Source organism: Streptomyces sp. TRM68367, assembly GCF_014495685.1.
Classification (GTDB): Bacteria; Actinomycetota; Actinomycetes; order Streptomycetales; family Streptomycetaceae; genus Streptomyces.
This window is the reverse complement of the sequence record NZ_JACTVI010000078.1, coordinates 1-19,711: the sequence shown is the minus strand read 5'-3', so window position 1 is coordinate 19,711 and position 19,711 is coordinate 1. Positions and strand designations below refer to the sequence as shown.

The window sequence follows — 19,711 nt, the reverse complement described above, 5'->3', positions numbered from 1 at the left end:
GTTCATTAGCTCTCATATGAGCCTAATTAGAACGGTACGGGAGGCGACCCTTGAGTCACATCGGACGTACGGCCGAGCCTGACAAGCGCGCGTTGCGGCAGGAATTCCTCGCGGTGAGGAACAGGTTGACGGCGGATGACGTGCGGGAAACGGCGGCCGCGCTGGCCGGGCAGGCACTGGAACTGCCCGAACTGGCGCATGCGCGCACGGTGGCGGCGTACGTCTCCGTGGGGAGCGAACCCGGCACGCTCGCGCTGCTCGACGCGCTGCGCGCGCGGGACGTCACGGTCCTGCTGCCGGCCCTGCTCCCCGACAACGACCTGGACTGGGGGACGTACGGCGGTGCGGGCTCCCTCGCGCGCGTGCAGCACGGCGGACGGATGGCCTTGTTCGAGCCCGCCGGCGAGCGTCTCGGGCCGGCCGCCGTGACCGGCGCCGACGTGGTGCTGCTGCCGGGTCTGGCGGTCGACGCGCACGGCATGCGGCTCGGGCGCGGCGGGGGCTCGTACGACCGGGTCCTCGCCCGCCTGGACCGCGCGGACGCGCATCCCGCACTGGTGGTCCTGCTGTACGACACGGAGGTCGTCGAGCGGGTCCCGGCCGAGCCGCACGACCGGCCGGTGCACGCGGTGGTGACGCCGTCGGGGGTGCGGCGGTTCCGCTGACGGAGCGTCACGGACGACGCCCCGACCGACGGAAGAGGAGCCGAAAGGGGCCTCCGCGCGCGCGTGGAGGCCCCTTTCCGTCAGGAGAGCGGGGGCTTTACGGCTTCAGCACCAGCGTGTCGCTCGTGTTGCCGTCGACCGCCTTGTCCGTGAAGGACCAGGCCAGCAGCTCGCCCTTGGCCCACTTGTCGGTCTGGTCGACGTAGTGGGCGCTGTAGGCGTGCCCGGAGGCGCCGGTGAGGTTGATCCACTTCGACTTGTCGAGGTCGCCGAGGTTGACCACCATCCGCATCGACGGCACCCAGACGACGCCGTAGCCGCCGGCGGCGTTCCAGCCGGTCGCGTTGACCGTGGCCTCGCCGCCGCTGAGCTTCCACGGACCGCGGTTGAGGACGTACTGCAGGAAGCCGGGTCCGTCGGTGCCCAGGGTCTGGTTCTTCAGGAACAGGCGGTGCAGCCGGCCCCAGTTCCAGGTGTCGATGTCCTTGCCGAGCAGGGCGGTCAGCTCCCAGCGAGCGTCGATCATGGCGCGCTTGAACAGGTCGTCGCGGTTGTCGGCGCCGGGGCGGGTGAGCCGCTCGGGCGTCTTCCACCAGTGGCTCTTCTGGTCGTTCATGAGGTTGCGGACCACCTCGATCCAGCGGCCGCCGCCGTCCGGCTGCGCCTGGTCGGCCTCCCGCTCGCCGCACTCGCGCACCTTCTGGGTCGCGTCCACCGGTCCGGTGGTGTTGACCGGGTCGACGAGCAGGCACTGGCCCTTGACCCGCAGCTCCTTGGGCAGCTTGTCGCCGAAGGCGAGCTTGAGGATGTTGCGCCAGACCGCGTTGAAGTAGGCGGCGGCCGCCGAGTCGGCGTCCTGGGTGTAGTCCCAGCCCTCCAGGAGCTTCTGCGCCTGGCGGACGTCCTTGTCCCCGGTGTCGATCTTCAGCAGTGTGGGCACCAGCAGCTTGGCGATCTCGCTGCTGTTGTCGAGCTGCATCTGGCGCATGTCGTCCGGGGAGATCTTGCCGCCGTCCTTGATCTTCGACTGGATCAGGTCGGTGATGCGCTGGCTGCGGGTGCCGTAGCCCCAGTCCGTGGTGAGCGTGTAGGGGTACTTGTCCGGGTCGATGACGGCCTGGTTGGCGGTGACGATGTAGCCGCTCTCCGGGTCGAACTCGTAGGGCAGCGCGTCCTGCGGGATATAGCCGGTCCACTTGTACTTCGAGTCCCAGCCCGGCGCCGGGATCGAGCCGTCGTCGCCCTTCGCGCGCGTGGGGATCTTCCCCGGCAGCGTGTAGCCGATGTGGCCGTCGGTGTCGGCGTAGACCAGGTTCTGCGAGGGCACGTCGAAGTGGGCGGCGGCCTCGCGGAAGTCGTGCCAGTCGGTCGCTCTGTTCATGGCGAAGACGGCGTCCATGGTGGTGCCCGGGTCCAGCGCGGTCCAGCGCAGCGCGACGCCGTAGCCGTCGCCGCGGTCGGGTGCGGCGGTGTCGACACTGGCCTTCTTGCCGACCTTCACGAGCTCGTCGTTGCGGTCGGACAGCAGCGGCATCCCGTCCTCGGTCTGCCGGACGACGATCTTCTTGGACCCTCCGCCGGCGACCTTGATGGTCTCCTCGCGGGTCTTGAAGGGCAGCACCTTGCCGTCGTACTGGTAGCCGTCGCCGGTGATCTTCTCCATGTAGAGGTCGGTGACGTCGACGCCGGAGTTGGTCATGCCCCAGGCGATGTTCTGGTTGTGGCCGATGATCACGCCGGGCATGCCGGCGAAGGTGTAGCCGGTCACGTCGTACTGGCACTTGCTGGAGATCCTGCGGCAGTGCAGGCCCATCTGGTACCAGACGGACGGCAGCGAGGGCGACAGGTGGGGGTCGTTGGCGAGCAGCGGCTTGCCGGTGATGGTGTGCTTGCCGGAGACGACCCAGGAGTTGGAGCCGATGCCGTCGCCGTTGATACCGACGGCCGTGGGCAGGTCGCCCAGGACCTTCTGGAGGCCGGACAGCTGGCTCTGCAGGCCCGGCGTGCCGGTGCCGGTACCCGTACCCGTACCCGTGCCCGCGGCGGAGCCGGAGGTGCCGCTGCCGGATGTGCCGCTCCTGCCGCCGTCCTGCTCAAACGTGTGGGTGAGCTCGTTGTACTGCCCCTCCTGGACGATCGCCTTGTTCCGGCTGTACGGGTACTCCGGATACAGGTCGGCGATCTCCTTGGGGCCCAGGCGGCTGGTCATCAGGGCGCGGTCGATCTCGTCCTGCATGTTGCCGCGCAGGTCCCAGGCCATTGCCTTGAGCCAGGAGACCGAGTCGACCGGGGTCCACTTCTCGGGCTTGTAGTCGTTGGTGAAGCCCAGGGCCGCGTACTCCAGGGAGATGTCCGCGCCGTCCTTGCCCGCCAGGTAGGCGTTGACCCCCTTGGCATAGGCCTGGAGGTACTTCTTCGTGGACGCGGACAGCTTGGTGTCGTACTCCTCCTTGGCGATCCGGTCCCAGCCCATGGTGCGCAGGAACGCGTCGTTGTCCACCTGGCCCTTGCCGAACATCTCGGACAGGCGTCCGGCGGTCATGTGACGGCGCACGTCCATCTGGTAGAACCGGTCCTGCGCCTGGACGTAGCCCTGCGCCATGAACAGGTCCTGGTCGGAGGAGGCGTAGATCTGCGGGATGCCGTAGCTGTCGCGCTTGACGTCGACCGGCCCCGACAGGCCCTTCAGCGTGATCGAGCCGTCGGTCTGCGGGAAGGAGGCGCGCACGGTGCTGACGGACCAGTACGCCCCGTAGGCCACGCCGCCGATGATGGCCAGCACCAGCACGAGCACGATCAGACGGGCTTTGCGCCCCTCCTTCCGGCCGGACTTGCCGGGCTTGTGACCCGTTGATGCGGTGGTGTCGGTGGGCATCGCTGTCCTTGCTGTCCTAACGCGAGCGGCAGGGCGGGCTGTGAACTTCAATGAGCGCTGGAGCAACGATAGGCGCAGGACCCTGTGCCACTTGACGCGGAGTCGGGAAGGGGCACGGACCAGCGTTCGATGTCACTCCGGCAAGCGTCAAGTAATCGTCAAGAGTTAGGTAAGGTAACGAAGTAGTTGGCGGCGCGTCGCCGCAGCTTCGTGTGCGATGTACGTGAGCTCACGCGCGTGTACGTGAGCCAGGGAAGGAAACGGCCGCTGACTGTCCACCAGCTCAACCAGCTCCTGCTCGTCTGCTCGATCGTCCTGCTCGTCGCCGTCGCAGCGGTCCGGATCTCCTCGCGCAGCGGGCTCCCCAGCCTGCTCGTCTACCTGGGGATAGGCGTCGCCATGGGCCAGGACGGCATCGGCGGCATCCACTTCGACAACGCCGAGCTGACCCAGGTCATCGGATACGCGGCCCTGGTCGTGATCCTGGCCGAGGGCGGTCTGGGCACGAAGTGGAAGGAGGTCAAGCCGGCCCTGCCCGCCGCGTCGGCGCTGGCGCTGGCCGGGGTAGCGGTGAGCGTCGGGGTGACGGCGACGGCCGCGCACCACCTGATCGGCCTGGAGTGGCGCCAGTCACTGATCGTCGGGGCGATCGTGTCCTCGACGGACGCGGCGGCCGTGTTCTCGGTGCTGCGCAAAATCCCCCTCCCCGCGCGCGTGACGGGCACCCTGGAGGCCGAGTCCGGCTTCAACGACGCTCCGGTGGTCATCCTGGTCGTCTCCTTCTCCACGGCCGGACCGATCGAGCACTGGTACATGCTGCTCGGCGAGATCCTCCTGGAGCTGGCCATCGGCGCGGTCATCGGCATCGCGGTGGGCTGGCTGGGCGCCTGGGGGCTCAGGCACGTCGCCCTGCCCGCCTCCGGCCTGTACCCCATCGCCGTCATGGCGATCGCCGTCACGGCGTACGCGGCGGGCGCCCTGGTCCACGGCAGCGGCTTCCTCGCGGTCTATCTCGCCTCGATGGTGCTGGGCAACGCGCGGCTGCCGCACTGGCCGGCCACGCGCGGGTTCGCCGACGGGGTCGGCTGGATGGCCCAGATCGGCATGTTCGTGCTGCTCGGCCTGCTGGTCACCCCGCACGAGCTGGGCGACGACATCGTGCCCGCGCTGGCCATCGGGCTGGTGCTGACCATGGTGGCGCGCCCGCTGAGCGTCGTGCTCTGCCTGCTGCCGTTCCGGGTGCCGTGGCGGGAGCAGGCCCTGATGTCCTGGGCCGGGCTGCGCGGCGCCGTGCCCATCATCCTGGCGACCATCCCCATGGTGGAGGGCGTCGCGGGCAGCCGCAGGATCTTCAACATGGTCTTCATCCTGGTCGTCGTCTACACGCTGATCCAGGGGCCGACGCTGCCCTGGCTGGCGCGCCGGCTGCGGCTGGGCAAGAGCCCCGAGGCCGCCGACCTCGGCATCGAGTCCGCGCCCCTGGAGCGGCTGCGCGGGCACCTGCTGTCGGTGGCGATCCCGGAGGGGTCGAAGATGCACGGCGTCGAGATCAACGAGCTGCGGCTGCCGGCCGGAGCCGCCGTCACGCTGGTCGTACGGGACGGAACATCGTTCGTTCCGCTCCCTACGACCGTGCTGCGGCGCGGGGACGAGCTGCTCGTGGTCGCCACGGATCCCGTCCGGGACGCGGCGGAACGGCGGCTGCGCGCCGTCGGGCGCGGCGGCAAGCTGGCCGGGTGGCTGGGGATGAACGGGGCGAGCTGATCGCAGGCGGAGGCGGCCTGTGGTACTCCCTTTCACAGGCACTCGGCCGTTGATCCCTGTACTATGCAGGCGTCACCAGATCGAACCACCTCTGCCTGACGCAGAGCTGGCGCGACCGTATGGCGGCCGGAACGCCCCCTCACACGCGCGGGTAGCCGGTATCTACCGCAGTCCGCGCAAGAGGACGGCTCTCGGCGCACCCGTGACGTGAACGGGCCGCGCTACCAGGCGGCAGAAAGGCACGGGCCGTGGCATCCACGGTCACCTCGTCGCAGAACTCGGCGGCCACGCCGCAGAACCCGGCGGACGCGTCGGAGAACCCGACGGCCCCATCGGAGCACTCGACGGCCACCTCCCGCCCGGGATACGGGCAGCTGCTGCGCACCCGCGGCGCCTGGACGTTCCTGCTCCCCGGCTTCGCGGCACGCCAGCCGTTCGCGATGCTCACCCTCTCCATCGTGCTGCTCGTGCAGCACACCACCGGCTCCTACGGCGCGGCAGGCGCCGCAGCGGCCGTCACCGGCGTCTCCATGGCACTGTTCGCGCCGTACGGCGGCCGCCTCGCCGACCGCTACGGGCAGCGCACCGTGCTGATCCCGGGCGTGCTCGTGCACGCGGCCTCGGGCCTGGCCTTCACGGCGCTCGCCCTGTCGGACGCACCCCTGTGGGCGCTGTTCGCCGCCGCCGTGCCGACGGGCGCCTCGGTACCGCAGATCGGGCCCATGGTGCGCGCCCGCTGGGGCGTGGCCCTCAAGGGCTCCCCGCTGATGACCACCGCGGCGGCCCTCGAGTCCGTCACGGACGAGCTGACCTTCGTCGTCGGCCCGCTGCTGGCCACCGCGCTGTGCACGACCGTCCACCCGGCGGCGGGCCTGGTGGCCGAGGCCGCGCTGACCCTGCTCGGCGGCCTGCTGTTCGCCGCACAGAAGAGCACCCAGCCGCCCGTGACCGTCGGGGGCGGGCACGCGCGCGTGGGGCACGCTTCCGCGCTGCGCGTCCCCGGACTGCGGGTGCTGATCGTGACGTTCCTGGGTATCGGGTCGGTCTTCGGCGGCATGCAGGTCTCCCTGGCCGCGTTCACCGAGTCGATCGGCGAGCCCGGCCTGAACGGCGTCCTGTACGGCGTCTTCGCCGCGGGCAACATGCTCTCCGGGGTCGTCTGCGGCACGATCGCCTGGAAGGCGGCCCCGCAGCAGCGGCTCGTCATCGGCTACGCGGCGCTGGCGCTCAGCGCGTCGGGGTTGTGGGCCGCCCACTCCGTCGTGGTGCTCGCCGGCCTCGGCCTGCTCGTCGGCATGTGCATCGCGCCCGCCCTGATCACCGGCTACACGCTGGTCGAGGGTCTGGTCCCGGCCGGGGCCCGCACCGAGGCGTTCACCTGGCTCACCGGTGCGGTGGCACTCGGCCAGGCGGCCGCCGTCACCGTGGCCGGGCAGCTGGAGGACCGGTTCTTCGGCGGCGCCGGGTTCCTGGTGCCGATGGGCGGCACGGTGCTGGCCCTGGCGACCCTGCTGGCGCTGCGCTCGCGGCTGGCGAAGCGGCCCCGCGGCCGTACCGTCGCACGTGGCGTGGGTCACCGCGTGCCGGTCGCAGTGGACTGAACGCAAGGAATAGGTCACTATGTAGCGTCGTTAGCACTCATCGAGTGAGAGTGCCAGGAGGAAGACAGTGCCGACCTACCAGTACCAGTGCACCGAGTGCGGCGAGGGCCTCGAGGCGGTGCAGAAGTTCACCGACGACGCCCTCACCGAGTGCCCCAGCTGCCAGGGCCGCCTGAAGAAGGTGTTCTCGGCGGTCGGCATTGTGTTCAAGGGCTCCGGCTTCTACCGCAACGACAGCCGAAGCTCGTCGTCGAGCAGCAGCCCGGCGTCGAAGTCGTCGAGCGCGTCGTCTTCTGCGTCCTCCTCCTCGGACTCGTCCGGCTCGTCGAGTTCGTCCGGCTCCTCGTCCGACTCGTCCGGCTCGACCGGATCGTCGAAGTCCTCGTCGGGCTCGTCGGGCTCCGGCAGCTCGGCCAGCAGCACCGCCGCGTAAGGCCCCTCCCTGCGGGACGCCTTCCACGCTTTTCTGCAGGACGCCTTTCTGCAGGACGCCTTTCTCGGGACTCATTTCTTACGGGACCCTGTCGTCGTTCGGCGACAGGGTCCTCGGCGTGGGAGGGGGCGGTTAGGGTCGGGGGCATGGCGAACAAGGTGAACGCCGAGATCGGCGTGATCGGTGGCTCCGGCTTCTACTCGTTCCTCGACGACGTGACCGAGGTCCAGGTGGACACCCCCTACGGGCCGCCCAGCGACTCCCTCTTCGTCGGCGAGGTCGCCGGCCGCCGGGTTGCCTTCCTGCCCCGGCACGGGCGCGGCCACCACCTGCCGCCGCACCGCATCAACTACCGCGCCAACCTGTGGGCGCTGCGCTGGGCCGGGGTGCGCCAGGTCCTCGGCCCGTGCGCGGTGGGCGGGCTGCGCCCCGAGTACGGGCCGGGCACGCTGCTGGTGCCGGACCAACTGGTCGACCGTACGAAGTCCCGGGCGAACACCTACTTCGACGGTCTGCCGCTGCCCGACGGCACGGTGCCCAACGTGGTGCACGTGTCGCTGGCCGACCCCTACTGCCCCGCCGGGCGGGCGGCCGCGCTGAAGGCGGCGCGCGGGCGGGACTGGGAGCCGGTGGACGGCGGCACGCTCGCCGTGGTCGAGGGGCCGCGGTTCTCGACCCGCGCCGAATCGTTGTGGCACCAGGCCCAAGGCTGGTCGGTGGTGGGCATGACCGGCCATCCCGAGGCGGCGCTCGCCCGGGAACTCGAACTCTGCTACACCTCGCTGACCCTGGTGACCGACCTGGACGCTGGCGCCGAGACCGGCGAGGGCGTCTCGCACGACGAGGTGCTGCGGGTGTTCGCGGCGAACGTGGACCGGCTGCGGGGCGTGCTCTTCGACGCGGTGGCCGCGTTGCCGGTGGCGGAGGAGCGGGACTGTCTGTGCGCGACGGCGCTGGGCGGGATGGATCCGGGGTTCCCGCTGCCATAGCGGAACTTCCCCTTCGGGTGAGGGAGTTGTCCACAACCCGTCGGTGGGTCCACAGGCCTCAGCGGGCGGCGGCGCGGTGCCTCATCGTGGGCAGCGCAAGCCGATCCCTCGTCGCAGGTGGTGGTCCCCGTGTCGCTCTCCCCCTTCCCGTCCTCTTCCGTTCCTCCCTGTCCGCCCGGCGCGGAGGTTCCGCCCACGTGCGAGGTGCCGCACTTCTCTCCTGTGCGGGTACACGGCGGGCGGCGGCAGCTGGGCCGGCTCGTACGGCACAGGAGGCGTGCCGTGGCGGTCGGGCTCGCCGTCACCGCGGCGGCACTCGTGGCCACGGGTCCCGCGGCTCCGCGCGAAGCCGACCGGGTCCGCGGGCATCCACCGGGGCCGCCGCCCACTCGCGCATCCTCGGTGCCGGATTCGCACCCCGCCCACGCGCACGGGGCTGTGGGGACGGTGACCGCTCCGGTGCGGATCGCCGACGCGGCCACGGTCCGGCTGCTGCGGCCGGGCGACCGGGTCGACGTGATCGCCGCCGAGGAGACGGCGACAGGCGGTACGGCCCGGGTGGTCGCGCGCGGGGCGCGGGTGGCCGACGTGCCGGAGCCCGTGGAGGGTGCGGACGGCGCGGGCGGGAGCGGCGCGCTGGTCGTGCTCTCGGTGCCGCGTGCCGCCGCGGCGCGGCTCGCCGGCGCGGGTGCCACGGCACAGCTGGCGGTGACGTTGTGGTGAGTGAGCCGCTCTCTGTCAAGCCCCTCGCTCGAGGGACCCAATTGGACAGGATGGCCTGACCTTGACGTAGGTTGCGGAGCGTTTTGTTCCACAAACTGCTTGTGTGATGAGAGGCCCCGAGGTGAGCGAGAAGAACGAACCGAGCGTCTGGGAAGGCTTCAAGGCCTTCCTGATGCGCGGAAACGTCGTCGATCTGGCAGTAGCGGTTGTCATCGGCGCCGCCTTCACCAACATCGTCAACTCGGTGGTGAAGGGGATCATCAACCCGCTCGTCGGGGCGATCGGGACCAAGAACCTCGACCACTACAGCTCGTGTCTGAGCTCGACATGCGGGGGCGAGCAGGGCATCCAGATCCTGTGGGGCTCGGTCCTCGGCGCCACCCTCAGCTTCGTGATCACCGCGGCCGTCGTCTACTTCCTGATGGTGCTGCCCATGTCGAAGTACCTGGCCCGGGTCGAGGCCCGCAGGAAGGCGAAGGAGGGCACGCAGGAGGTCATCGAGGTGACCGAGCTGGAGGTGCTCAAGGAGATCCGCGACGCGCTGGTCGCGCAGCGCGGCTCGGGGCACAACGAGCAGTAACGGCTCAGAGGTGGTGGGGCGGCTTCTCGTCGAGGAAGCGCTTCAGATCGGCCGCGCTGTCACCGTCGGTGCGCTCGCCCCACCCGCGGTCGGTGTCGTCCGAGGACTGCTGCTCCAGCGGGTCGTCGAAGACCAGCGCGGGCTTCGGCCTGCGGGCCGACGCGGGCCCCGGCTCACGGTCCGACGCGGGCTCCGGCTCGGGTGACGCGGGGTCGGGGGCGGTGCTCATGCATCCAGGGTACGGCCCCCGCGACACCCGCCACGGGGTCTCCACATCCGTACGCAAGCGGTCCCGCGCACTATCTGGTGTGCTGGGGCGCATGACGTCCAGCTCGACTCCTTCCGCCGCCGCCTCCGGCGCGCCGCACGATCGCAGACCTCTGCGCAGACTCACGGCCCGCGGCCGCGACGAGGGGCACCGGGCCGCCACACCGCTGGAGCTCTTCTTCGATCTGTGCTTCGTCGTGGCCGTCGCCCAGGCGGGCATCCAACTGGTGCACGCCGTCGCCGAGGGGCACCCGGGCGAGGGGATCCTCAACTACGCGATGGTTTTCTTCGCCATCTGGTGGGCCTGGATGAACTTCACCTGGTTCGCCTCGGCGTACGACAACGACGACGCGCTCTACCGGGTCGTCACCCTGGTCCAGATCGCCGGCGTGCTGGTGCTCGCCGCCGGGGTCTCCCGGGCGTTCGAGGACCACGACTTCCTCGCCGTCTGGCTCGGGTACGTGATCATGCGCGTCGCCCTGACGGCGCAGTGGCTGCGCGCGGCCCGGTCGGCAAAGGGCCCGGAGCGCACGACGGCCCTGCGGTACGCCGGTGGTGTGCTGCTCTGCCAGGTCGGCTGGCTGGGGCTGCTGGTCCTGCCGGAGGGCGCCCGGCCCTGGGTGTTCCTGGTGATGGCCATCCTGGAGATGTGCGTGCCGCTCTTCGCGGAGAAGGACCGTGCCACGACCTGGCATCCGCATCACATCGCCGAGCGGTACGGCCTGTTCACGATCATCGTGCTGGGCGAGACGATCGCCGCTGCCACGGTCGGCGTGAAGTCCGGCATCGAGGAGAACGACGCGCTGGGCGAGCTGCTGCCGATCGCCGCGGGCGGGCTGCTGATCATCTTCGCCGCCTGGTGGATCTACTTCGTGGTGCCCGTCCATGGCCATCTGCGCTCCAACAGGCAGGCGTTCCTGTGGGGTTACGGCCACTACCTGGTGTTCGCCCCGGCGGCCGCGATCGGCGCGGGCCTTGAGGTGGCGGTGGAACAGGCGGTCGGCAAGGCGCACATCTCCACGCTGGCCGCGTCCTCCGCGGTGACGTTGCCGACGGCGCTGTATCTGCTCACGGTGTGGGCGCTGCACTCGCGTCACTTCAAGGTGGGCATCGCCCAGCAACTGGTGCTGCCGACCTCGGCGCTGCTGGTGATCTGCTGTACGTTCCTCGGGCACTGGGCGGTGCTCGCGGCGGGCGTGGTGGCGGCGCTGACGGTGGCGGCCGGGACGACGCTGACGGCCCGCATGGCGGGGCGGGAGAGCCGGGAGCGAAGAGCGACGGCACCGGCGGGCTGACCGGCCCCGCCGGTGCGTGGACGACACTGGCCGCATGACAGTTGACGCTCTGACGGATGTGGCCGGAGTGCGGGTGGGGCATGCGACCCGCTCCGGCGACGGTTGGCTCACCGGTACGACAGTCGTCCTCGCGCCGCAGGGCGGGGCCGTGGCCGCGGTGGACGTGCGCGGCGGCGGTCCCGGCACCAAGGAGACCGACGCGCTCGACCCGCGCAACGTGGTGCAGCGGATCGACGCCGTGGTGCTGACCGGCGGCAGCGCCTACGGGCTGGACGCGGCGTCGGGGGTGATGGCCTGGCTGGAGGAGCACGGACGCGGGGTGCGGGTCGGGCCGGATCCGGCGCACGTGGTGCCGGTGGTGCCGGCCGCCTGTGTCTTCGACCTGGGGCGGGGCGGCGACTTCCGGGCCCGCCCGGACGCGGCCACGGGCCGGGCGGCCGTCGAGGCGGCGGCGGCGAGCGAGCCGGGGGCGCCGGTGCCGCAGGGCTGTGTGGGCGCCGGTACGGGTGCGGCGATCGGGCGGCTCAAGGGCGGGATCGGCACCGCGAGCACCGTGCTGGACTCGGGGATCACGGTGGCCGCGCTGGTGGTGGCCAACGCGGCCGGGTCGGCGCTGGACACGGAAACGGGGGTGCTGTACGGCGAGTTGGGGCAGGGGCGGCGCGTGTCCTATCCGGAGGCGGGCGTCCATCAGGCCGCGCGGGAGCGTCTGGCCGAGGCTGCGGAGAGGAGCGCACTTCCACCACTCAACACGACGCTCGCGGTGGTCGCGACCGACGCGGACCTGTCGAAGGCGCAGGCGCAGAAGCTGGCCGGCACGGCGCACGACGGCATCGCGCGTGCCGTACGGCCGGTGCATCTGCTCAACGACGGCGACACGGTGTTCGCGCTGGCGACCGGGCAGCGCCCGCTCGACGCCGGGAACCCGCTCGCCCTGAACGCGCTGCTCGCGGCGGGCGCGGACCTCGTGACGCGGTCGATCGTGCGCGCTGCACGGGCCGCCGAGCCGGTGGACGGGCCGGGCGGACTGTGGCCGTCGTACGGGGAGTTGTACGGGGGGCGTTGACCACCCGGGCTCACGCGGCCCGCCTCAGTGACCGGCGCCACACAGCCCGCTCCGGATGGCCTGCCCCGGGTGCGGCGCTCCCGGTTGCTCCGAGTTCCCTGTTCCAGGTGGGCGATTGTCCCGGTTCTGTCACGGGATGCAATGTGTGGCGCGACGGACGGAACCCGGGCGGTCGCCGCACCCCTCTTCCCTGACGCACCGGAGCGGAAGCACGTACATCACTTGAACTTGGAGCAGCCCGTGACATCGCCGAACACAGCAGCGCGGCGCGCACTGGGGGCCTGTGCCGTCCTGATGATCGGCGCCCTCACCCTGACCGCCTGCGGCGGCAACGCCAGCGCCACGGACAACGGCAAGGGTGGCGGCAGCGCCGCGAAGACCTCGGCGGCGAAGATCGTCATCTCGGCCAAGGACGGGTCGACCGACGCCTCGATCAACACGACCGGCGTGAAGGTCAGCGACGGGAAGCTGACCGACGTGAAGATGACGGTGGCCGGCACGCAGCAGGCCGTACCGGGGTCGGTCTCGGCGGACGGCAGTGTCTGGAAGCCGGAGGAGCAGCTGGAGCGCGGGACGAAGTACCAGATATCCGCGACCGCGAAGGACAAGGCCGGCCGGACGGCCGCGGCCAACTCGATCTTCACCACGGTCTCGTCGGCGCACAGCTTCATCGGGACGTACACACCGGACAACGGCACCACGGTCGGCGTCGGGATGCCCGTGTCGTTCAACTTCGACAAGGCCATCACGAACAAGAAGGACGTGCAGTCCCACATCACGGTCTCCTCCAGCAGCGGGCAGAAGGTGGTCGGGCACTGGTTCGGGGAGCAGCGGCTCGACTTCCGGCCCGAGGAGTACTGGAAGGCCGGTTCCAAGGTCACGATGAAGATCGACCTGGACGGCGTGCAGGGCGCGAACGGCGTCTTCGGGGTGCAGAAGAAGACGGTCACGTTCACCGTCGGGCGCTCGCAGGTCTCCACGGTCGACGCGAAGACGCAGACCATGACGGTCGTACGGGACGGGAAGACCATCAGGACGGTCCCGATCTCCGCGGGCAGCCCGCAGCACACCACGTACAACGGGCAGATGGTGATCTCGGAGAAGTTCGTGCAGACCCGCATGAACGGCTCGACGGTCGGCTTCGGCGGCGAGTACGACATCCCGGACGTGCCGCACGCCATGCGGCTGTCGACGTCCGGCACGTTCATCCACGGCAACTACTGGTACAACAAGGGCAATCCGCCCTTCGGCCGGAAGGGCACCAGCCACGGCTGTGTCGGCCTGCGGGACGTGCAGGGGGCCAAGGGCAACACGCCCGCCAAGTGGTTCTACGACAACTCGCTCGTCGGGGACGTGGTGATCGTCAAGAACTCCCCGGACTCGACGATCGCGCCGGACAACGGTCTCAACGGCTGGAACATGGCCTGGAACCAGTGGGTCGCCGGAAGCGCCGTCTGACCGGCGGATTTTGACGAAACGTCGGGCCGCTTGGGAACTTCTCGCGCGGCCCGCGCGTTTTCCGGGCGTACGTTTTCTCGGTTCCCGGACATGATGTCCGACTGAGGGGCTACGGTATGCACCCACAAGGTGACATGCAGCAACGCCGGGAGAAACCTTGAGCGTTCCGTACGAGACGGCAGCGTACGAGCCACCCGAGTCGCCCGAGTCTCCGGAGGAGCAGCTCGCGCGGCTGCTCGGGCGTGCCCTGAACTCCTTCGAGTTGCCGGACGACGCGATCACGCGCCTGGACTGCGCGCTGGCGTACGACAGCTCGCTGCACTCCGCGCACCACAGCGCGGGCCTGCATCGCGAGACGTACCGGCACACCTGGCTGCTCGTCGACGGCTCTGCGCTCACGCTCTGGGAACTGGTGCACAACACCGCGCCCGGCAGCGAGCCGCAACACGAGGTGTACGTGGACGAGGAGGAGCTGCGCGCCGCCACGGCCCGGCTGCCGCTCCCGCCGGACGCGCCGGACTTCGAGCTGCCGGTGACGGTCCAGCTGGCCCCGGTGCCCGCGCCCCGGCACGCGTATCTGCCGGACGACTCCGCGGACCACGCGCGCCGGCTGCTGCGCCGCGCGGAGAACGCGGACCGGCCGGGCACGGACACGGCCGAGCTGCTGACCACGGCCTTCGCCCACCAGATCACCCAGGCCTTCGGCCGCCCCGGCCGGACGAGCCGCGCCGGGCTGTGCTTCTCGCTCTACGAGCACGCCTTCCTGCTGCGCGACGGCAAGGAGGTCTCCCTCTGGGAGGTCGAACACACGGCGACCCCCGACGGACGCCACATGATCGAGGTGTACGTCACGGAGGACGCGGCGCGGGACGCGATGGAGCGGCGGGCGGCGCAGGTCTCCTGAGGCTGCCGCGGCTCTCCCACCCTTTCCCCAAGATCCATACGTGTGATAGACGTTTGCAGCATGAACGCCTCGGCGCACGCTGGTTGACCACCGTTCTGTGCCGTGGAGAGTACGAACACCCGGGGGAAGGAAACACTGTGACTTACCGTCAGCACATTGCAAATGGCGCAGCCATAAGGCTGCGTGATCGCCGTTGGGCGATCGCTCTGCTCGCGCTCCTGGCAGCGCTCACGCTCACCGTGGGTCAGGCGACCACGGCCAACGCCGCCTCGACGAAGCGCGTCTGCGCCCCGTCAGGAAAGTGCGTCAAGGTCAAGAAGTCGCAGTACTGCTATCCCGCCAAGCAGGGGTGCGGGAAGACGATGTACCGCGAGGCACGCCCCGGGGAGTACTGCTCCTCCTCGGTCGGCTGTGTCACCTACAAGGGCAAGAACTACTTCTACACCGGCGGTCCGAAGCTGACGGCGAAGCAGAAGACTCAGGCGCAGAAGTGTGCCGCGTCCCTGGGTGTCAGCTGGCTCGGTGCGCTCGGCATCGGCGGCGGGCCGGCAGGCGTCACCGTTCTCGGCGTGGCTGTTGCCCTGTGGGGATGCAGCTGACAGGCCCGCGCTGCGTGACGCCTGAAGGGCGCGCACTGCATGACGACGGCCTGCACAACCCCGGTCGGGGTGGTGCAGGCCGTCGTTGTGTCCGGACAGGGTGCTGCGCGGATTACGCCGTCACCGGCTGCTTCGCCTCCGCTGCCGCGGCCGCGGGGGACTCCGGTGCCGCGGTCTTCGGGGCCGTCTTGCGCATGCCCTTCAGGAAGATGACCAGGCCCGCCGTGACGGCCGTACCCACCGCGATGGCCAGCAGGTACAGGACCGGCTTGCCGATCAGCAGGGTGACCCAGATGCCGCCGTGCGGGGCCCGCAGGGTCGAGCCGAAGGCCATGGTCAGCCCGCCGGTGATCGCTCCGCCCGCCATGGATGCGGGGATGACGCGCAGCGGGTCGGCGGCCGCGAACGGGATCGCGCCCTCGGTGATGAAGGAGGCGCCCAGGACCACGGCGGCCTTGCCGTTCTCCCGCTCGGCCCGGGTGAACAGCTTCTTGCGGATGAAGGTCGCGAGGGCCATGCCGAGCGGGGGCACCATGCCGGCCGCCATCACGGCCGCCATGATCTTCATGGCCGAGTCGCTCGGGTTCGCCACCGTGATGCCGGACGTCGCGAAGGTGTAGGCGACCTTGTTGACGGGGCCTCCCAGGTCGAAGCACATCATCAGGCCGAGCAGGACGCCGAGCAGGATGGCGTTGGTGCCGGACAGTCCGCCCAGCCAGTCGGTCATTGCCTTCTGTGCCTCGGCGATGGGCTTGCCGATGACGACGAACATCAGGAAGCCGACCACCACCGAGGAGATCAGCGGGATCACCACCACCGGCATGATGCCGCGCAACGGCGCCGGGATGTTGACCTTCTGGATCGCCATCACCACGCCACCGGCGATCAGACCGGCCGCGAGGCCGCCCAGGAAGCCCGCGTTGATGGTCAGCGCGATCGAGCCGCCGACGAAGCCGGGCACGAGACCGGGCCGGTCGGCCATGCCGTAGGCGATGTAGCCGGCCAGGACCGGGACGAGGAAGGCGAAGGCCACGCCGCCGATCTGGAAGAGCAGGGCCGCCCAGCTGTCGGCCTGCGTCCAGAGGAAGTGGTCCATCACCGATGGCGCCTTGTCGATCTTGTAGCCGCCGATCGCGAAGCCCAGGGCGATGAGCAGACCGCCGGCCGCGACGAACGGGACCATGTAACTGACACCGGACATCAGCCACTTGCGCAGCTTGGTGCCGTAGCCCTCGCCGGAGTCGCCCGCGCGCTCGACGGGGGTGGAGCCGGGCCGGGCGGCGGCCGTGACCTCGCCCCGCGCCGCCTTCTCGCGCACCTCGGCGATGAGCTCGGCAGGGCGGTTGATGCCCGCCTTCACGCCGACGTCGACCGTCGGCTTCCCGGCGAAGCGGTCCTTCTCCCGTACGGCGACGTCGTGGGCGAAGATCACGGCGTCCGCCGCCGCGATCACAGCCGGGTCGAGCCGGGTGAAGCCGGCCGAGCCCTGCGTCTCGACGACGACCTCGACGCCCGCCTCGCGGCCGGCGTTCTCCAGCGACTCGGCCGCCATGTACGTGTGGGCGATGCCGGTCGGGCAGGAGGTGACGGCGACGATCCGGAACGGGCGCTCCTCGGAAGCGTCGGCGTCCCCGGTGTCCCAGGCCCCGGTGTCCGTGCCGGCCGTGGCGGCGGCGGAAGAGGCCGCTTCCGCCGCCGCCACGGTGTCTTCGGAACCCGCCGACTCCGCCGAGCCCGCCGAAGCCGTCTCGGCGGGCTCGTCGCCGCGGATCAGCGCCGCCGCTGCCGCCGTGTCGCCCACCGCGCGCAGCGCGTCGGTGAACTCGGCGTTCATCAGCTGCCGGGCCAGCGACGACAGGATCGTCAGATGGGCGTCGTCGGCGCCGGCCGGGGCGGCGATCAGGAAGATCAGGTCGGCGGGGCCGTCCGCCGCGCCGAAGTCGATGCCGGTCGCGCTGCGTCCGAAGGCCAGCGTCGGCTCGGTGACGTGCTCGCTGCGGCAGTGCGGTATGCCGATGCCGCCGTCGAGGCCGGTCGGCATCTGCGCCTCGCGGGCGGCCACGTCGGCGAGGAAGCCGTCCAGGTCGGTCACCCTGCCCAGGGCCGCCATGCGCTCGGCGAGGGCGCGCGCCGCCGCTTCCTTGGTGTCGGCGGACAGGTCGAGATCGACCAGGTCCGCGGTGATCATGTCGCTCATCGCGGGCTCCTTAGCACGCGTATTGCCCGGTCCGTGGGGTGGACGGGGACGGGGACGGGGGTGGGGCGGCGGGGGGTGGCGGGGGTGGCGAAGGCGGGGCGGGGGGAGCCCCGCCTTCCCCGGGCGGCAGGGCGGCTCAAGTTGCCCTGCCGCCCCGCGGCTGCGGCGAGTAAGGGGGCGTCCCGCCGCGTCGGGGCCGGTCCGGAAGCCGCCTGGGTCCGGAAGGTCGTAGTCGGGGAGGGAGTCGTCCGGGAGGGCGTCGTCCGGGTGATCGTCATGACACCGGCTCCCTCAGTGTGCGGTCCACCGGAACCTCGCTGGTGACCGTCACGGCCGCCGGGTCCAGGTCGTCCGGCGTGGGCATGACGCTGCCGGGCAGCTGTACGGCCGCCGCGCCGTGCGCGACCGCCGAGGCCAGCGCCTCCGGTCCCGCGCCGCCGGCGATCAGGAAACCGGCCAGTGAGGAGTCGCCCGCGCCCACATTGCTGCGTACGGTGGCAACGCGCGCGGTGCCGAACCAGGCGCCGGCGTCGTCCACGAGCAGTTGTCCGTCGGCGCCCAGGCTCGCGAGTACGGCGCGGGCGCCCATCTCGCGCAGTTCCTCGGCGGCCTTCACCGCCTCGCCGACCGTGGCCAGGGGGCGCCCGACGGCCGCGGAGAGCTCCTCGGCGTTCGGCTTCACCACGTCGGGCCGCTCGCGCAGGGCGGCCAGCAGCGCGGGCCCGGAGGTGTCGAGAGCGATCCGCGCACCAGCGGCGTGCGCCCGCGCGACCAGGTCGGCGTACCACTCCGGTGCGAGGCCGCGGGGCAGGCTGCCGCAGCAGGCGATCCAGGCGGCGTCGCGGGACTGCTGCCGTACCGTCTCCAGGAGCAGTTCCCGCTCGGCCGGCGACAGCTCGGGGCCGGGGGCGTTGATCTTCGTGAGGACCCCGTCCGCCTCCGCGAGAGCGATGTTGGAGCGGGTGGCTCCGGCGACCGGGACCGGCGCGACCTCGATGCCCTGCGCGTCGAGCAGGTCCGCGACGACCGCGCCCGGCGCACCGCCCAGGGGCAGGACCGCGACCGTCCGCTGCCCCGCGGCCGCGACGGCACGCGAGACGTTCACGCCCTTGCCGCCGGGGTCCATGCGCTCGCCGGTGGCGCGGATGACCTCGCCACGGTCGAGCGACGGGACCTCGTACGTGCGGTCCAGGGACGGGTTCGGGGTGACGGTGAGGATCATGCGCGCACTACTTCCGTGCCGCCGCGCTCGATCGCGGTGGCGTCTTCGGGGCTCAGCCCGCTGTCGGTGATCAGCAGGTCCACGTCGCTCAGGTCACCGAAGCGGGCGAAGTGCTCCTGGCCGTACTTCGACGAGTCGGCGACCAGCACCACGCGGCGGGCCGCGGCCACCGCCGCGCGCTTCACCGCGGCCTCAGCGAGGTCGGGGGTGGTCAGACCGTGCTCGGCGGAGAAGCCGTTGGCGGCGACGAAGAGCACGTCGGCGCGGATCTCGCCGTACGCACGCAGCGCCCAGGCGTCCACGGCGGCGCGCGTACGGTGCCGTACGCGCCCCCCGACGAGGTGGAGCTGGATGCCGGGGTGGTCCGCGAGGCGGGCCGCGATGGGCAGGCTGTGCGTGACGACGGTGAGCGCGGCCTCCAGCGGGAGCGCGGCGGCGAGCCTCGCCACCGTCGTACCGGCGTCGAGGATCATCGTGCCCTGGGTCGGCAGTTCCGCGATGGCCGCCTTGGCGATGCGGTTCTTCTCGTCGGGTGCCGCCGACTCGCGCTCGGCGAGGTCCGGCTCGAAGTCGAACCGCCCGACCGGGATGGCGCCGCCGTGCACCCGGCGGACCAGGCCCGCGCGGTCGAGGGCCTTGAGATCGCGGCGGATGGTCTCGGCCGTGACCTGGAACTCCTCAGCCAGCGACACCACGTCCACCCGGCCGCCGTCACGGGCGAGCCGGAGGATCTCCTGCTGCCGTTCCGGTGCGTACATGTCCGTTCGCCTCCGACCCGATGCCCGAACTTGTGGTTTCAGATCGGGAGGCTACGCCCGGATTTCCAGAAAGTAAACAGGTTCGGGCCTGATCGGGCATGAACGGGCGTCCGGTGGGTCCGGGCAGGCCTGAATGAGGGCCGGGCGGGAACACCGGAGGGCCGAGCGCGTTGCCCATCCGGTGCACGTGCTGATGAGTCCCGAGGCCGTACCGCGCGGACTGCCCACTTGACTTGTACCTCGGGCTGAAGCCCGAGGATTCTGGCCTTCTCGATCGTTGCGGTGCCGCTACGCGGCACGGGCTTCGGTCGGGAA

At 71.0% G+C, this 19,711-nt stretch carries 17 protein-coding genes; 12 read left to right on the top strand and 5 right to left on the bottom strand.

Going from position 1 to position 19,711, the window contains the following annotated elements; genetic code table 11:
• The first annotated feature begins 50 nt into the window (after nt 1–50).
• Nucleotides 51–665 carry a 5-formyltetrahydrofolate cyclo-ligase gene (locus H8R17_RS33820; protein ID WP_187827036.1) on the top strand — a complete coding sequence of 205 codons (615 nt, stop codon included), beginning with the start codon at nt 51–53 and terminating at the stop codon, nt 663–665.
• A gap of 97 nt (nt 666–762) precedes the next feature.
• Here H8R17_RS33820 and H8R17_RS33815 read toward each other — a convergent pair whose 3' ends face one another.
• Entirely contained in the window at nt 763–3,540 is a 2,778-nt protein-coding gene (locus H8R17_RS33815) for a penicillin acylase family protein (protein ID WP_187827035.1), read from the bottom strand.
• 237 nt (nt 3,541–3,777) lie between these two features.
• On the opposite strand from H8R17_RS33815, the gene H8R17_RS33810 reads away from it, so the two are divergent.
• The 6 genes from H8R17_RS33810 to mscL all read left to right on the top strand — a co-directional run bounded on the left by H8R17_RS33810 (nt 3,778) and on the right by mscL (nt 9,630).
• Nucleotides 3,778–5,304 carry a potassium/proton antiporter gene (locus H8R17_RS33810; protein ID WP_187827034.1) on the top strand — a complete coding sequence of 509 codons (1,527 nt, stop codon included), beginning with the start codon at nt 3,778–3,780 and terminating at the stop codon, nt 5,302–5,304.
• A gap of 374 nt (nt 5,305–5,678) precedes the next feature.
• Nucleotides 5,679–6,905: an MFS transporter gene (locus H8R17_RS33805; RefSeq protein WP_399477622.1), complete on the top strand. Its 1,227-nt coding sequence runs from the start codon at nt 5,679–5,681 to the stop codon at nt 6,903–6,905.
• 67 nt (nt 6,906–6,972) lie between these two features.
• A complete protein-coding gene (locus tag H8R17_RS33800) occupies nt 6,973–7,338 on the top strand; it encodes an FmdB family zinc ribbon protein (protein WP_187827032.1) in 366 nt (121 codons plus the stop codon).
• A gap of 146 nt (nt 7,339–7,484) precedes the next feature.
• The gene (locus tag H8R17_RS33795; protein ID WP_187827031.1) at nt 7,485–8,327 is read left to right on the top strand and encodes an S-methyl-5'-thioadenosine phosphorylase; all 843 of its coding nucleotides are present in this window, start codon (nt 7,485–7,487) and stop codon (nt 8,325–8,327) included.
• Nucleotides 8,328–8,456: 129 nt separating this feature from the next.
• Nucleotides 8,457–9,050: an RcpC/CpaB family pilus assembly protein gene (locus H8R17_RS33790; RefSeq protein WP_187827030.1), complete on the top strand. Its 594-nt coding sequence runs from the start codon at nt 8,457–8,459 to the stop codon at nt 9,048–9,050.
• Nucleotides 9,051–9,171: 121 nt separating this feature from the next.
• Nucleotides 9,172–9,630 (top strand): large conductance mechanosensitive channel protein MscL, encoded by a 459-nt coding sequence (mscL, locus tag H8R17_RS33785; protein ID WP_187827029.1) that lies wholly within the window; start codon nt 9,172–9,174, stop codon nt 9,628–9,630.
• A 4-nt stretch (nt 9,631–9,634) separates the two neighbouring features.
• Here mscL and H8R17_RS33780 read toward each other — a convergent pair whose 3' ends face one another.
• Nucleotides 9,635–9,859: a hypothetical protein gene (locus tag H8R17_RS33780; RefSeq protein ID WP_187827055.1), complete on the bottom strand. Its 225-nt coding sequence runs from the start codon at nt 9,857–9,859 to the stop codon at nt 9,635–9,637.
• Between the two features lie 91 nt (nt 9,860–9,950).
• Here H8R17_RS33780 and H8R17_RS33775 point away from each other — a divergent pair, with 91 nt between their 5' ends.
• The 5 genes from H8R17_RS33775 (at nt 9,951) to H8R17_RS33755 (ending at nt 15,219) form a co-directional block, all read left to right on the top strand.
• Nucleotides 9,951–11,192 carry a low temperature requirement protein A gene (locus H8R17_RS33775; RefSeq protein ID WP_187827028.1) on the top strand — a complete coding sequence of 414 codons (1,242 nt, stop codon included), beginning with the start codon at nt 9,951–9,953 and terminating at the stop codon, nt 11,190–11,192.
• A 34-nt stretch (nt 11,193–11,226) separates the two neighbouring features.
• Nucleotides 11,227–12,258, top strand: coding sequence for a P1 family peptidase (locus tag H8R17_RS33770; RefSeq protein WP_187827027.1), 1,032 nt, complete (start codon nt 11,227–11,229; stop codon nt 12,256–12,258).
• Between the two features lie 240 nt (nt 12,259–12,498).
• Nucleotides 12,499–13,716, top strand: coding sequence for an Ig-like domain-containing protein (locus tag H8R17_RS33765; RefSeq protein WP_316959604.1), 1,218 nt, complete (start codon nt 12,499–12,501; stop codon nt 13,714–13,716).
• Nucleotides 13,717–13,873: 157 nt separating this feature from the next.
• Entirely contained in the window at nt 13,874–14,620 is a 747-nt protein-coding gene (locus H8R17_RS33760; RefSeq protein ID WP_187827026.1) for a DUF6227 family protein, read from the top strand.
• Between the two features lie 137 nt (nt 14,621–14,757).
• Complete coding sequence (locus H8R17_RS33755) at nt 14,758–15,219, top strand: hypothetical protein (protein ID WP_187827025.1); 462 nt, start codon at nt 14,758–14,760, stop codon at nt 15,217–15,219.
• A 112-nt stretch (nt 15,220–15,331) separates the two neighbouring features.
• On the opposite strand, the gene H8R17_RS33750 is transcribed toward H8R17_RS33755, so the two are convergent.
• The 3 genes from H8R17_RS33750 to H8R17_RS33740 all read right to left on the bottom strand — a co-directional run bounded on the left by H8R17_RS33750 (nt 15,332) and on the right by H8R17_RS33740 (nt 19,396).
• A complete protein-coding gene (locus H8R17_RS33750; protein WP_187827024.1) occupies nt 15,332–17,416 on the bottom strand; it encodes a fructose-specific PTS transporter subunit EIIC in 2,085 nt (694 codons plus the stop codon).
• Between the two features lie 274 nt (nt 17,417–17,690).
• A complete protein-coding gene (pfkB, locus tag H8R17_RS33745) occupies nt 17,691–18,638 on the bottom strand; it encodes a 1-phosphofructokinase (RefSeq protein ID WP_187827023.1) in 948 nt (315 codons plus the stop codon).
• Nucleotides 18,635–19,396 (bottom strand): DeoR/GlpR family DNA-binding transcription regulator, encoded by a 762-nt coding sequence (locus tag H8R17_RS33740; protein ID WP_187827022.1) that lies wholly within the window; start codon nt 19,394–19,396, stop codon nt 18,635–18,637. The genes pfkB and H8R17_RS33740 overlap by 4 nt, the downstream gene beginning before the upstream one ends.
• Between the last annotated feature and the right edge of the window lie 315 nt (nt 19,397–19,711).